General features: G+C 71.6%; 14 protein-coding genes. 8 read left to right on the top strand and 6 right to left on the bottom strand.

Annotation, left to right across the window (positions count from 1 at the left end):
* Positions 1–82 precede the first annotated feature (82 nt).
* Positions 83–1561 carry a glutamate-cysteine ligase family protein gene (locus ABT288_RS07760; RefSeq protein ID WP_351603862.1) on the top strand — a complete coding sequence of 493 codons (1479 nt, stop codon included), beginning with the start codon at positions 83–85 and terminating at the stop codon, positions 1559–1561.
* A 6-nt stretch (positions 1562–1567) separates the two neighbouring features.
* Here the strand turns inward: ABT288_RS07760 and ABT288_RS07755 are convergent, their stop codons facing one another.
* From ABT288_RS07755 to ABT288_RS07745, 3 genes are all read right to left on the bottom strand, one after another.
* Complete coding sequence (locus ABT288_RS07755) at positions 1568–2941, bottom strand: S41 family peptidase (RefSeq protein WP_351603987.1); 1374 nt, start codon at positions 2939–2941, stop codon at positions 1568–1570.
* A 111-nt stretch (positions 2942–3052) separates the two neighbouring features.
* The gene (locus tag ABT288_RS07750) at positions 3053–3433 is read right to left on the bottom strand and encodes a hypothetical protein (RefSeq protein WP_351603860.1); all 381 of its coding nucleotides are present in this window, start codon (positions 3431–3433) and stop codon (positions 3053–3055) included.
* A gap of 152 nt (positions 3434–3585) precedes the next feature.
* Positions 3586–3978, bottom strand: a complete 393-nt coding sequence (locus tag ABT288_RS07745; protein WP_351603858.1) for a winged helix-turn-helix transcriptional regulator — start codon at positions 3976–3978, stop codon at positions 3586–3588.
* A 148-nt stretch (positions 3979–4126) separates the two neighbouring features.
* Here ABT288_RS07745 and ABT288_RS07740 point away from each other — a divergent pair, with 148 nt between their 5' ends.
* The gene (locus tag ABT288_RS07740) at positions 4127–4777 is read left to right on the top strand and encodes an FMN-dependent NADH-azoreductase (protein WP_351603856.1); all 651 of its coding nucleotides are present in this window, start codon (positions 4127–4129) and stop codon (positions 4775–4777) included.
* A 211-nt stretch (positions 4778–4988) separates the two neighbouring features.
* Here the strand turns inward: ABT288_RS07740 and ABT288_RS07735 are convergent, their stop codons facing one another.
* Complete coding sequence (locus ABT288_RS07735; RefSeq protein WP_351603854.1) at positions 4989–5879, bottom strand: EamA family transporter; 891 nt, start codon at positions 5877–5879, stop codon at positions 4989–4991.
* 270 nt (positions 5880–6149) lie between these two features.
* On the opposite strand from ABT288_RS07735, the gene ABT288_RS07730 reads away from it, so the two are divergent.
* The gene (locus tag ABT288_RS07730) at positions 6150–6758 is read left to right on the top strand and encodes a flavin reductase family protein (protein ID WP_351603852.1); all 609 of its coding nucleotides are present in this window, start codon (positions 6150–6152) and stop codon (positions 6756–6758) included.
* Positions 6759–6783: 25 nt separating this feature from the next.
* Here the strand turns inward: ABT288_RS07730 and ABT288_RS07725 are convergent, their stop codons facing one another.
* Both ABT288_RS07725 and ABT288_RS07720 read right to left on the bottom strand, forming a co-directional pair.
* Complete coding sequence (locus ABT288_RS07725; protein ID WP_351603850.1) at positions 6784–7545, bottom strand: cache domain-containing protein; 762 nt, start codon at positions 7543–7545, stop codon at positions 6784–6786.
* 37 nt (positions 7546–7582) lie between these two features.
* On the bottom strand, positions 7583–8341 hold the full coding sequence (locus tag ABT288_RS07720) for a FadR/GntR family transcriptional regulator (protein WP_502972733.1): 759 nt from the start codon (positions 8339–8341) through the stop codon (positions 7583–7585).
* Between the two features lie 101 nt (positions 8342–8442).
* On the opposite strand from ABT288_RS07720, the gene ABT288_RS07715 reads away from it, so the two are divergent.
* Genes ABT288_RS07715 through ABT288_RS07695 form a run of 5 tightly spaced genes read left to right on the top strand, consistent with a single transcriptional unit; the run spans position 8443 to position 13153 of the window.
* Complete coding sequence (locus ABT288_RS07715) at positions 8443–9474, top strand: ABC transporter ATP-binding protein (RefSeq protein WP_351603846.1); 1032 nt, start codon at positions 8443–8445, stop codon at positions 9472–9474.
* 36 nt (positions 9475–9510) lie between these two features.
* Positions 9511–10707, top strand: coding sequence for an ABC transporter substrate-binding protein (locus ABT288_RS07710; RefSeq protein ID WP_351603844.1), 1197 nt, complete (start codon positions 9511–9513; stop codon positions 10705–10707).
* Positions 10708–10710: 3 nt separating this feature from the next.
* Positions 10711–11604, top strand: coding sequence for an ABC transporter permease (locus ABT288_RS07705; protein WP_351603842.1), 894 nt, complete (start codon positions 10711–10713; stop codon positions 11602–11604).
* 21 nt (positions 11605–11625) lie between these two features.
* A complete protein-coding gene (locus ABT288_RS07700; RefSeq protein ID WP_351603840.1) occupies positions 11626–12441 on the top strand; it encodes an ABC transporter permease in 816 nt (271 codons plus the stop codon).
* 31 nt (positions 12442–12472) lie between these two features.
* Positions 12473–13153 (top strand): maleylpyruvate isomerase N-terminal domain-containing protein, encoded by a 681-nt coding sequence (locus ABT288_RS07695; protein ID WP_351603838.1) that lies wholly within the window; start codon positions 12473–12475, stop codon positions 13151–13153.
* Positions 13154–13214 lie beyond the last annotated feature (61 nt).

Genomic DNA, 13214 nt, shown 5'->3' with positions numbered 1-13214 from the left:
TACCGGCCGTGCCTGGTGAGGCTCACGTGTTGGTGCGACGCTGAATGCAGGAGGCTGCGACGAGGGGCATCAGGGAGGGCCGATGGGACGCGACGTCCCGGCGCTCGTCTTCACCCGCGAGGACCGCCGCCGGTACCGGATCAAGATGCACGCGTGCCTGGACACGTTGGCGCAGATGCTGCGCGAGTCCCGGTTCGAGTCCGAGCGGCCGCAGGTCGGTCTGGAGATCGAGCTGAACCTGGTCGGCGACGACGCCGAGCCGGCGATGCGCAACACCGACGTGCTGAAGGCGATCTCCGACCCCGCCTGGTCCACCGAGCTGGGCCGCTTCAACCTGGAGATCAACGTGCCGCCACGGCGGCTGACGGCGGGCGGTCCCGACGCGTGGGAGTCGGAGATCCGCGCCGCGCTGAACCACGCGGACGAGCGGGCCAGGTCGGTCGGCACCCGGCTGATCATGATCGGGATCCTGCCCACCCTGCGCCAGGACGACATCGGCGAGGAGACCCTGTCGGAGAACCCGCGCTACCAGCTGCTCAACGACCAGATCTTCGCGGCCCGCGGCGAGGACCTGCGCATCGAGGTGGACGGCGTGGACCGGCTGCGCACCTACGCGGACACCATCACCCCGGAGGCCGCGTGCACGAGCACGCAGTTCCATCTGCAGGTGTCTCCCGAGGAGTTCGCCTCCTACTGGAACGCGGCGCAGGCCATCGCCGGGGTCCAGGTGGCGCTGGCGGCCAACTCACCGTTCCTGTTCGGCAAGGAGCTGTGGCACGAGACCCGTATCCCGCTGTTCGAACAGGCCACGGACACCCGCCCGGAGGAGATCAAGGTGCAGGGCGTACGGCCCCGGGTGTGGTTCGGGGAGCGGTGGATCAACAGTGTCTTCGACCTGTTCGAGGAGAACCTGCGGTACTTCCCCGCCCTCCTCCCGCTGTGCGACGAACAGGACCCGGCGGAGACCCTGGATCGCGGCGACATCCCGGAACTCGCCGAACTGACCCTGCACAACGGCACGATCTACCGCTGGAACCGTCCGGTGTACGCGGTCTCCCACGACGTCCCGCACATTCGGGTGGAGAACCGGGTGCTGCCCGCCGGACCGACCGTCGCCGACACCCTCGCCAACGGTGCCTTCTACTACGGCCTCACCCGGGCCCTGGTGGAGGAGGACCGGCCGGTGTGGTCGCGGATGTCGTTCGCCGCAGCCGAGGACAATCTGCACACCGCCGCCCGGCGTGGCATCGACGCCCTGTTGTACTGGCCCGGAATGGGCGAGGTGCCGGTCCCGGAACTGGTGCTGCGCAGGCTGCTGCCGCTGGCGCACCGGGGACTCGAGCAGTCCGGCATGGACGAGGCGTGGCGGGAGCCGCTGCTCGGCATCATCGAGCAGCGCTGTGTGGCGGCACGCAACGGCGCCGTGTGGCAGATGGAGATGTTCCACCACCTCGACGCCACCACGCGTGCCGGCCGCCACGAGGCCCTGCGCCGGATGACCCAGCTGTACATCGACTACATGCACCTCAACGCCCCGGCCCACACCTGGCCGGTGGACTGATCCGGCTCAGCCGCGCCCGCTCAGCAGGTTCACCGCGCGGTCGAAGGCAGAGTCGCGGTTCTTCGCGAACTCCTCCTTGGTGAAGACCGGTTCGGTCAGCTGCGGCGGGATGCCCGTGCCGTCGAAGGTGCCGCCGGTACGGGTCAGGAACTCCTCGTTCGGCAGGCCGAAGGCCAGGCCGTCGGGCAGGTGGCGCACCATCACGTCCGAGAAGACACCCTGGGTGGGCTGCCCGATCCGCACGGTCCGTCCGGGCCGGTCCATCAGGGCCTGGGTGAAGGTCTCGCCCGCGCTGACCGTCGAGCCGCCGGTGAGGACGGCGACCGGGCCGGTGTAGCGGGGCGCGCCGGCCGGGACGACGGGTACGGGTTCGGGGCGGGTGTGCCGGGTGGGGTCGGCGGGGTCGTTGCGGGCCCGTTTCGCGTACGCGGTGTACGGCGTGCCGGTCAGCCGCTCGGCGATCCGGATGCCGAGGGGGTCGTGGCCGCCACCGTTGACGCGCAGGTCGATGACGAGCCCCTTGAGCCGCTCGGTACGGCGCCGGGTGAGTACGGTGTTCAAGGCCCGGTCGAGTTCGGCCTGTTCGGCGGTGTAGGGCGCGTCCTTGCCGGCATAGCCGCCGAATCCGGAGATGCGCAGATAGCCGAGGTCGCCCGGCAGGTCGGCGTAGGTGATCCGGCCCGCGCCGAAGTCCTGCCGGGAGGAGGCGTCCTTGAGGTCGCGGGCCTCGATGAACGTCTTCACCCTGGCGTCCAGTTCCGGGCCCGGCTTCTCCGTGCCGGGGCGGACCTGGCCGAAGTGGCGGTTGCCGTCGACCACCGTGACATGGGCGTCGTACAGCGGACGCACCATCTCGCCGAGGATCCCGAAGAGTTGATCCTTCGTGGTGTCCTTGTGCACCAGCGGGCGGTACCGGTCGCGGACGGCGTGCCAGTCGATGTGCTTCTGGGCGAAGAAGGGGTAGTTCTCCTCGAAGGTCCGCCAGAAGACGTCGAAGGTGGTACGCGGGTCCGTGGGGGCGGGGCGCGTGCACGGGGCGGGCAGGGCCCTCAGGCGGCGCAGTTTCGGGTGTCCCACCGAGCTGTCCGCGGCGAGCAGCGCGTGATCGCGGTCGTGCACGGTCCGTACGGTCAGCACCGAGCCGTCGGGTGCCGCATAGGTGCCGGGACCGGTCTGCCGCGAGGTGTCGCCCTTGAGGCAGCTGACGGCTGTCGTCTGGTGCTCCTGCAGCACTCCCCCGCCGAGGACGAGGACGGTGCCGTAGCCGTCCATGCGCCACACCCCGTCGGTCCCGGGCGGCTCGGGGTGTGCGGCGGCCGCGGCCGGTACGGCTCCGGCTGCGAGGAGCAGGGCGGCGGCGGTGGCCGTGAGGGTGTGCACGTGCGTGTCCTTCCGACGGGTGTCCACGGGGGACCACCGTCGCCGACGCACCCGGGCCCGCACCATCCGGTCATCCGGTGTGTCAGGACGGGGGCTGGCCCCCGCATCCGCTCACCGGACCGGGTGACGCCGTCCACTCGATGCTCTCGCGAGCGCCGCCGGGCTGTCGCACCGGCCCGCACTCGTCGACCAGCACGGCCGCTTCCCGAGGAACCCGTCACGCTCGACCGGGCCGTGGGCGACGGTGAAGGTGTCGAGCGAGTACGACCGGTCCGCCATCCCGGAGGCGCTGCCGAAGCGGTGGTTGAGCTGCCGGCGGAGCCACTGGCCCGGCCGCAGCCACACCGCCGGGGGCCTGCGGGGCCGGAGCGGAAGCCCGAACCCGCCCTGGGCGCACGCCCGGAGGCCGCTGTCCCGTTCCCGCAGGCTCACGCTGAGGGTGCCGAGATCCGTCCGGCTCTCCCCGGGCTCGAAGCCGTGCCGCCCGGCCACCCGCACAACGTGCGCGCGGCCCGACGGCGCGGCACCTGAGGCAACGGAAACCCGACCGGCACCGCGTTCCGCCGGGCGGCGGCAACGCCGCCGCGTGACCGCTCGGTCCAGCCGGTCCTCACCCGCTGCACCGTGATGTCCATGACCGGGCGCTACGTCGGTGACCCGGCCCGCCGGTCGCGCTCCTCGCCGGGGCACGACGGCGCGTCCGGCAGGTGGGCCTTCGCCCACTCGCCCAGTTCCCGGAGCGCCGGCTCCAGGGCGGCTCCCGCCTCGGTCAGCCGGTAGGACACGCGCAGCGGCGGGCCCTCGTCGACCTCGCGGAGCACGAGTCCGGCCGCGCCGAGCTCGGCGAGCCGGTCGGACAGCATGCGCTCACTGATGCCGGGGACGGCCCGGCGCAGGTCGGCGAAGTGCGCGGGCTGTTCCACCAGGACGGCCACGATCGGGCCGCTCCAGCGCTTTCCGAGCAGCTGGAAGACACGGGTGATGCCATCGTCCACCCGCTTGCACACCGCGCTGTCGTGGGTCACGTCCGCCGCCATGCGATCAGGGTACTACCTCGCCGTAGGGGGATGAAAAAAAGTAAGTCCCTGTGTTAAAGATAGTCGAGTACGAAAACTCGGCCCTGGCGCTGAGCCGCCGGGCCACCTCTGTCCCTATTGTCTTCTTTGTCTTCATTTCGGAGTCACCATGGCCACCCTGCTGCACATCGACTCGTCCGTGTTCCCGGCCGAGGCCTCGGCCTCGCGTGCCGTGACGGAGGCCTTCCGCACGCACTGGCAGGAGCAGCACCCCGACGGCACGGTCGTCTACCGCGATCTGGCGGCCCAGCCCGTCCCCCACATCACCGCCGCAGCGCACACCGCGGGCTTCGCCGACCCGGCTTCGCACACGCCGGAGCAGGCGGCGGCCTTCGCCGAGCGCGTCCGGCTGATCGAGGAGCTGGAGCAGGCGGACGCCGTACTGATCGGCGCCCCGATGTACAACCTCTCGATCCCCTCGACCCTCAAGTCCTGGGTGGACAACGTGGTCCTCTTCGGCCGCACCGCGGGCGAGACCCCGTCCGCCAAGGGCACTCCGGTCACGATCGTGGCCAGCCGGGGCGGCGCCTACGGGCCGGGCACCCCGCGCGAGGGATTCGAGTACGTGCAGAACTACCTCACGGCCGTCCTCGCCGACATGCTCGGCCTGGACGTCGACTTCATCGTCCCGGAGCTGACCATGGCCCCGCAGAACCCGGCGATGGCCGAGCTTGTCCCGCTGTACGAGGCCTCCCGCGACCGTGCCCTCGAGGAAGCGGCCACGAAGGCCAAGCAGCTCGCGGAGCGCCTGGCGGCCTGACCGGCCCACTCGCCCCGGCCCGGCGCCGCCTTGCACCCGGCACCGGGCCGGGCCGCTCGAGGTCATCGACGAAGCGGGCACTCAGGGTTCGATGGCCGGGACGTATTCGACCCCGGCTCGGTCGAGCGCCGGCCGAGCCCTTCACCTTGGTCGTGGGCCTGGACGGCGCGGGAGGTGAGCGGTTCCTCGCGGGGCCGGGTGTTCCCGCCCGTCACGGCAGGGCATCGGGCGGATCCGCATGACCGGCCGGCCCGCGACCTTCGGGGGGCTTTGCCATCATCGGCCTTGCTCGCCGAAAGTGGTGCCGGAAGCCGTCTCCCCGAGCTGTCTCGACCGGGGTGTGCGTAGCCTCCGCCGAGTCGCTCAAGTCCTGCGCCGTGGCCGCACCTTCCGTGCGCGTCGCCCCCACCGAGGCCAGCCCCACCGCCGCGACTCCCGCCCACTGGGCCACCGCGAGGTGCTGCCCCAGGAACAGCAGTCCGATCAGCGCGCCGATCGCCGGTTCCAGGCTGGTCAGTACCCCGAAGGTGCCCGGGGTCAGACGGCGCAGCGCCTCCAGCTGGAACGTGTAGGGCACGACGCTGGAGAGCACGGCGACGGCCGCGGCCACGGCGAGGGTGCCCGGGTCCAGGAGGCGGGTGCCCGCCTGGGTGATGCCGTACGGAAGGCTGAGCAGCGCTGCCCAGGTCACGGCCAGCGCGAGGCCTCGGCCGTCGGGGACGCGTCCGGCCAGCCGCTTGCCGATGAGGATGTATCCGGCCCAGCAGCATCCGGCGACGGTGGCGCAGGCGATCCCGGTCGCGTCCAGGGCCGTACCGGTGCGGCTGAGCAGGAGGACGCCGGCGGCGGCGAGGCCTGCCCACACCAGGTCGGGGGCGCGGCGTGAGGCGCACAGCGCGATGGCGAAGGGGCCGAGGAACTCCAGGGTGGTGGCGGCGCCCAGGGGCAGCCGGGCGACCGCCTCGTAGTACGCGAGATGGTGCACCGCGAGCAGGGTTCCGGCGGCGGCCGCGATGCCGAGGCCGGCCCGGTCGCCGCGGATCCGGGGCCGCCATAGCGCGGTGAGCACGAGCGCGGCGATGGCCAGCCGCAGGGTCACCACGCCGGCCGGTCCCACGGCGGGGTAGAGACGGGTCGTCAGCGCCGCTCCACCCTGCAGGCCGAGGATGCCGCCGAGGACGAGCCCCGGGGCCGGTACGGCGACGAGTCCCCGGCCCAGGGCGAGGGCGGCGCGCGCACGAGGGGTCAGACACTCGCGGATGGTTATCGGCTCCCGGTACGGCTGTCCTCGTACCCTAGTGCGGCGAGCTGCCGATGATCAACGGGTGGGCCGGGTGGCACGGGCCCGGGCGCCACCCCCTAGCGTGCTGTCATGCGCGTCGACTACTCGCCCGAGTCCATGACGACCAGGGCGTTCTACCGTCTGCTCACCTCCGTCGTCGTCCCCCGGCCGATCGCCTGGGTCTCGACCCTCGCTCCGGACGGGGAGACGGCGAACCTCGCCCCGCACTCGTTCTTCACCGTGGCCTGCACCGATCCGCCCATCGTGCAGTTCACGTCGGTGGGCCGGAAGGACTCGCTGCGCAATGTCGAGGCGACCGGCGAGTTCGTCGTCAACTTCGCCCCCGAGCCGCTCTTCGCCCAGATCAACGCGACCGCGACCGACTTTCCGCGCGACCGGGGCGAGTTCGACGCCGTGGGCATCGAGCGGGAGCCCTCGCTGCGGGTGCGGCCGCCGCGGGTGGCCGCGTCTCCCGTCGCGCTGGAGTGCGCTCTGCACTCGACGCTGCGCCTCGGCGATTCGACGGTGGTGTTCGGCCGGGTGGTGCACGCAGCCGTCCGCGAGGACGTGCTGGTGGACGGCAGGCCCGGTATCGGGCTGCTGCGGCCGCTGTCCCGGCTGGGCGGGAACGAGTGGGGCACGCTCGGCGAGGTCCATGAGCTCGCCCGCGTGCCGTACCGGGACGGCACCGGCGACTGAGCCGCCCGCCTCCTCGGACTCGGGTTCAGGCGAGCACCAGCACCAGCGGCACACCCCGGCACGGCACCAGGCGCATGCCGTCGTACGCGCCGGGCCGCCCCGCGCCGAGCAGTTCACCGAAGCCAGGACCCTTGGTGAGGGAGCCGGCCAGGTGGGCGGGGTCTGCGGAGGCGGCGACCCGGCCCCGGGCGTTCACCAGGCGTGCGGGGCGGGGCAGGCGCCGCAGGAGGGGCAGGACGGCCGTCTCGAAGTGCCGCAGATAGACGTCGGCGGCAGCCACTCCGGCGAACCGGCCCTGGATGAGGACGGGTTCGGAGAGCGTGAGGCTGTATTCGTCGGAGCAGAGGTAGTCGACGTACGGTCCGGCCACCGCCCGGCGCCCGGTGTCGCGGGGCAGCGCGAACCAGTCCCAGTGCGTGTAGTCGGAGTACGCCGACTGGCCGGGATCGAGGTCGAGCAGAAGGGGGCGTACCTCGCCGTCGGCGCCGGACTGCCACCACTCCAGCCAGGCGGGCACGTCCGTCAGCAGACCGGGCGCCGCGACGAAACCGACGCCGGAGACGAGTTCCCCGCGGGTCAGGTGGACGTGCAGTCCGGGGCGCAGGGCGGCGAGGTCGGCGCTGGCCGGCCGGCGGCCCTCGGCGACCACCCGGCCGAGCAGGGTTTCGGTGTCGGCGCGGATGGCGGCGACCGTCTCGAAGACGGCTTCCAGCGCACCGCCGACCTGTGCGGCCACCCACGCCTCCGCTTCCGTGTCGAGGGTGGCGGCCCCGGGGCTCCGGCCCATGGTGTCCTCCAGCGGACGGGAACCTGACGCGACGCGGTCAGAGGGTGAGGCGTACGGCGACGAGCCGCGCCGTCGACTCCCTGACGCACCGCTCGGCCAGCGTGCCGGCCGTTTCGTGGGCCCCATCCTGCACGGCGGAGATCACGGCGCGGTGACGGTCCGCAACTTCTTCACGAAACGCGTCGTCGGCCAGGACCAGGCACAGCAGTGCGCCGATCTCGCTCTGCAGGGCGACCTGTTCGCGGGTGAGCCGGGCGGACTGGGCGGCCGCCGCGAGTTCGACGTGGAAGCGGCCGTACAGCCGGCTGCGGGCCGCCGCGTCCTCGGCTCGGGTCAACTCCTCGGCGGTACGGCGGAGTTGGTGGAGGTCCTCGGGTTCGGTGCGCTGGGCGGCGAGCCGGGCGGCGGCGCCGGACAGGGCGGCCCAGTGGTCGCCCAGGTCGCGCAGCTCCTCGGTGCTCCAGCCGCGCAGCCGGGCCTTGAGGCGGTCGTCGGCGGGGACTTCGGGGAGGGAGACGAAGCTGCCGCCGCCGCGGCCCCGGCGGGTGGTGACCAGGCCCTGTTGGCGCAGGGCCATGAGCGCCTCGCGCAGGGTGACCGTGGAGACGCCGAGCTGTCCGGCCAGCTCGGTCTCGCCGGGCAGCTGCTCGCCGTCGGCCAGGAGACCCAGTTCGATGGCGTCGCCGATGCGGTGGGCGACCGCGTCCACGCGGGCCCGGTTGTCCACCGGGCTGAAGAGGGCCTTGCGGGCGCCGCCCTCCATCTCGTACTGCCTCACGGTCACCACCTCGTGCATTGACTCAAGCTTTACCCTAAGGGGACCTTGAGCTTAGAACTATGACTTCATATGTTTACGGTCAAGCGGTTCAACGTACAGCGCGCCAGAAAGGTTCCCCTATGGAGGGAATTGCGATCCGGCTGCAGGACCTGCGGAAGTCGTTCGGTGAGACGACCGCCGTGGCCGGGGTCGACCTGGAGATCCGGGACGGGGAGTTCTTCTCGATGCTCGGCCCGTCCGGATCCGGCAAGACGACCGTCCTCCGGCTGGTCGCCGGGTTCGAGACACCGGACCAGGGCCGGATCGAACTCGCCGGGCAGGAGGTCACCGGCCTCGCCCCGTTCGAGCGGGACGTGCACACGGTCTTCCAGGACTACGCCCTCTTCCCGCACATGACGGTCGAGCAGAACGTCGCCTACGGGCTGAAGGTCCGCAGGGTGCCGAAGGCCGAACGGCTCGTGCGCGCCCGCAAGGCCCTCGCCGAGGTCCGCCTCGAGGGCTACGGCCAGCGGCGCCCGGCCCAGCTCTCCGGCGGGCAGCGTCAGCGCGTCGCCCTCGCCCGGGCCCTCGTCGGCCGGCCCCGAGTGCTGCTGCTGGACGAGCCGCTCGGCGCCCTCGACCTGAAGCTGCGCGAGCAGATGCAGGTCGAGCTGAAGGCGATCCAGCGGGAGGTCGGCATCACCTTCGTCTTCGTCACCCACGACCAGGAGGAGGCCCTGACGATGAGCGACCGCATCGCCGTCTTCGACCAGGGCCGCATCGCCCAGGTCGGGACACCCGCCGAGATCTACGAGCGTCCTGCGACCCCCTTCGTGGCCTCCTTCGTCGGCACCTCGAACCTCCTCGACGGAGAGGTGGCCCACCGGATCGTCGGCACCCCGGGCACGTACAACATCCGGCCGGAGAAGATCCGCGTCCTGAAGGAGTCGGCCGAGGCGGACGAACCCGAGCACGCCACCGCGACCGGAACCGTCGCCGAGGTCGTCTATCTCGGCGACGCCACCCGCTTCCTGGTCGACCTCGACGGCGGCGGCCGGCTCACCGCGCTCCAGCAGAACCTGGACACCTCCTCCGAGGACGCCGCCGCCTACCGCGGCACCCGGGTCCGCCTGACGTGGCACCGCCGGCACGCCGTCCGGCTGCCCTCCTGACCTCTCCCCCGCCTCTACGTCCCCATGGAGAACACCGTGCGCCCCACCCGTACCCTGCGCACCGCGGCCTGCGCCGCCGCGCTGCTGCTCGCCGCCGCCTGTGACTCCTCCGGCTCGGGCGGCTCGTCCGCCACCGGGCTCAACCCGCCGGACCTCAAGGCCCCGACGAAGCTCGGCAAAACGGAGGGCCAGGTCAACCTGATCGCCTGGGCCGGCTATGTCGAGGACGGCTCCAACGACCCCAAGGTGAACTGGGTCGGCGACTTCGAGAAGCAGACGGGCTGCCAGGTCCACTCCAAGGTCGCCGCCAGCTCGGACGAGATGGTCAAGCTGATGAAGACCGGCGAGTACGACGCCGTCTCCGCCTCCGGCGACGCCTCCCTGCGCCTGATCGCCTCCGGCGACGCGGCCCCCGTCAACACCGCCCTCGTCCCCAACTACAAGGACGTCTTCAGCGGGCTGAAGAACGGCGCCTGGAACTCGGTGAAGGGGCAGATGTACGGCATCCCGCACGGCCGGGGCGCCAACCTGCTGATGTACAACACCGACAAGGTCAAGCCCGCGCCCGCCTCCTGGTCCGCCGTCTTCGACGACGCCTCGCGGTACAAGGGACACGTCACCGCGTACGACTCGCCGATCTACATCGCCGACGCGGCCCTCTATCTCAAGGCCGCCAGGCCCGAGTTGAAGATCAAGGACCCGTACGCCCTCGACCAGAAGCAGTTCGACGCGGCCGTGGCCCTGCTCAAGCAGCAGAACAGGAACGTCGGCGAGTACTGGAGCGACTACCTCAAGGAGGTCTCCGCCTTCAAGAGCGGCGACTCGGTGGTCGGCACCACCTGGCAGGTCATCGCGAACCTCGCCGCCTCCGAGGGCGCCAAGGTCAAGGCGCTCGTGCCGAAGGAGGGTTCGACCGGCTGGTCGGACACCTGGATGGTGTACAGCAAGGCCAAGCACCCCAACTGCGCCTACCAGTGGCTGAACTGGATCGTCTCGCCCAAGGTCAACGCCGAGGTGGCCGAGTACTTCGGCGAGGCTCCGGCCAACTCCAAGGCCTGTGCCGAGACCAGCGACAAGAACTTCTGCACGGTCTACCACGCGGCCGACGAGAGCTACTGGAAGAGGATCGCCTTCTGGAACACGCCCATCGAGCAGTGCCTGGACGGCCGCAAGGACGTGAAGTGCGTGCCGTACGCCAAGTGGGTGCAGGCCTGGACCGAGATCAAGGGCTGAGCCGTGACGACCGACGCGACGACCGCCGCCGGCCGGGGAACCGTCCGGCGGCTGGCCGGAACCCTGCACCGCAGGCCCCGGCTGCGGCTGACCCTCCTGCTCACCGCCCCCTTGCTGTGGCTCGCCGTCCTCTACCTCGGCTCGCTGGCGGTCCTGTTCGTCTCGGCCTTCTGGACCACGAACTCCTTCACCTCGCAGGTGGTGAAGGTCTGGTCGACGGACAACTTCCACGAGCTGTTCACCACGCCCGTCTTCCGTCAGGTGATCCTGCGCAGTGTGGGCGTGGCGCTCGCGGTGACCGTGCTGTGCGCGGTGATCGCCTTCCCGGTCGCCTTCTACACCGCACGGGTGGCCCGGCCGAGGTGGCGCCCCCTGCTCGTGGTCGCCATCCTGACTCCCCTGTGGGCGAGTTACCTGGTCAAGGTGTACGCCTGGCGGCTCATCCTGTCCCAGGGCGGCCTCGCCGACTGGATGCTCGCGCCGTTCGGGCTGAACGGCCCCGGCTTCGGACTGCCGGCCGCGGTCCTCACCCTGACGTACCTGTGGCTGCCGTACATGATCCTGCCGATCCACACGGCCCTCGAACAGCTTCCGGCCAACCTGCTCGACGCCTCGGCCGATCTCGGGGCGCGGGCCGGGCGTACCTTCCGCTCGGTGGTGCTGCCGATGGTGCTGCCGTCGGTCGCGGCCGGTTCGGTGTTCACCTTCTCGCTCAGCCTCGGTGACTACATCACCGTGCAGATCGTCGGCGGCAAGACCCAGCTGATCGGCAACCTCGTGTACTCCAACATCGAGCTCAACCTGCCCATGGCCGCCGCGCTCGGCACCGTCCCCGTCGTCGTGATCGTCCTGTATCTGCTGGCGATCCGCCGCACGGGTGCCCTGAACAGCCTGTAGGACCTGGAGGAGAACAGCGCCATGCATCTCAGCCGCACCGCGCGCATCGCCCTGCGCACCGGCGCCGGGCTCGGTTTCGCGGTGATCTACGTCCCGCTGCTGCTCGTCCTCGTCAACTCGCTCAATCCCGACCGCAGTGCGAGCTGGCCCCCGCCGGGGCTGACCGGCCACTGGTGGTCGGTGGCCGTGCACAACTCCGGCGCCCGGCAGGCGCTGTGGGTCTCGGTGAAGGCCGGCCTCGGGGCGACCGCGATCGCGCTGGCCCTCGGCACGCTCATCGCGTTCGCCGTGGCCCGGCACCGCTTCTTCGGCCGGGACACGGTGTCGTTCATCGTGGTCCTGCCGATCGCGCTGCCCGGCATCGTCACGGGCATCGCCCTCAACTCGGCGTTCGGCACGGTGCTGGAGCCGCTCGGCGTGGGGCTCGGACTGTTCACGGTGATCATCGGGCACGCCACCTTCTGCATCGTGATCGTCTTCAACAACGTGGTGGCCCGGTTGCGCCGTACGGCCGCCTCGTACGAGGAAGCGGCCATGGACCTCGGCGCGACCACCTTCCGCGCCTTCGCGGACGTCACCTTCCCGCTGGTCCGCTCCGCGCTGCTGGCCGGCGGTCTGCTCGCCTTCGCGCTGTCCTTCGACGAGATCGTGGTCACCACGTTCACCGCGGGACCCGGGATCGAGACGCTCCCGATCTGGATCTTCGACAACATGACCCGGCCGCAGCAGGCACCGGTGGTGAACGTCGTGGCCGCGGTACTCGTCCTGATGTCGGTGGTCCCGATCTACGTCGCCCAGCGGCTGTCGGCGGACACGGCGACGTCGAGCCGGGTGTGACACCCTGTACGGCGGACGACAAGGGGGACGGATGAGCACAGGGGATGCCGACGCTCCCGCGCGGGCGCTGCGCGCGGCGTACGGGGCGGCCTCGGCGGCCGTCGCGGGACTGGGTGACGAGGAGTCGTGGCTGCCGACCGGCTGTACCGGCTGGGCGGTCCGCGACCTCGTCTTCCACTGCCTCACGGACGCCCAGCGCGCTCTGGTCGCCCTGCACACACCGGCGCGGGAGCCGGCCGACCGGGACGCGGTGACGTACTGGCAGGACTGGCGGCCGGACACCGTGGGGGCGGCGAACGGCCGGCGGTGGGTGCGGGTGAACGCGAGCATGTTCCTCGACTTCGGCCAGCTCCAGGGCCTGTATCTGGAGACGCTGGCGGCGGCCGTGCACGCGGCGGAGGCGGCCGACCCCGCGCGGCATGTCAGAACCCAAGGTCACGTGCTGACGGCCGGGGATCTGCTGAGCACCCTCGCGGTGGAGGCGACCGTCCACCACCTGGATCTGACCGTCCACCTCCCGCATGCTCCGGGACCGGCGCCCGAGGGGCTGGCCGCGGTGCGTACCACCCTGGACGGTCTGCTCGGCCGGCCCGCGCTCCCGGAGTGGAGCGACGCGCACTACGCGCGCGTGGGCACCGGCCGGGCGGCGCTCACCGAGGCCGAACGCGCCACGCTGGGCGCTGCGGCCGACCGGTTCCCGCTGTTCGGCTGAGCCCCTCCCCGGTGCCGGCCGGCGCCGATCACACGCCCAACACGGGGACACGCGCGGGCGA

It is taken from the genome of Streptomyces sp. NPDC001093 (assembly GCF_040298985.1).
Taxonomy (GTDB): Bacteria; Actinomycetota; Actinomycetes; order Streptomycetales; family Streptomycetaceae; genus Streptomyces.
This window is presented reverse-complemented; position numbering and strand designations above follow the sequence as displayed.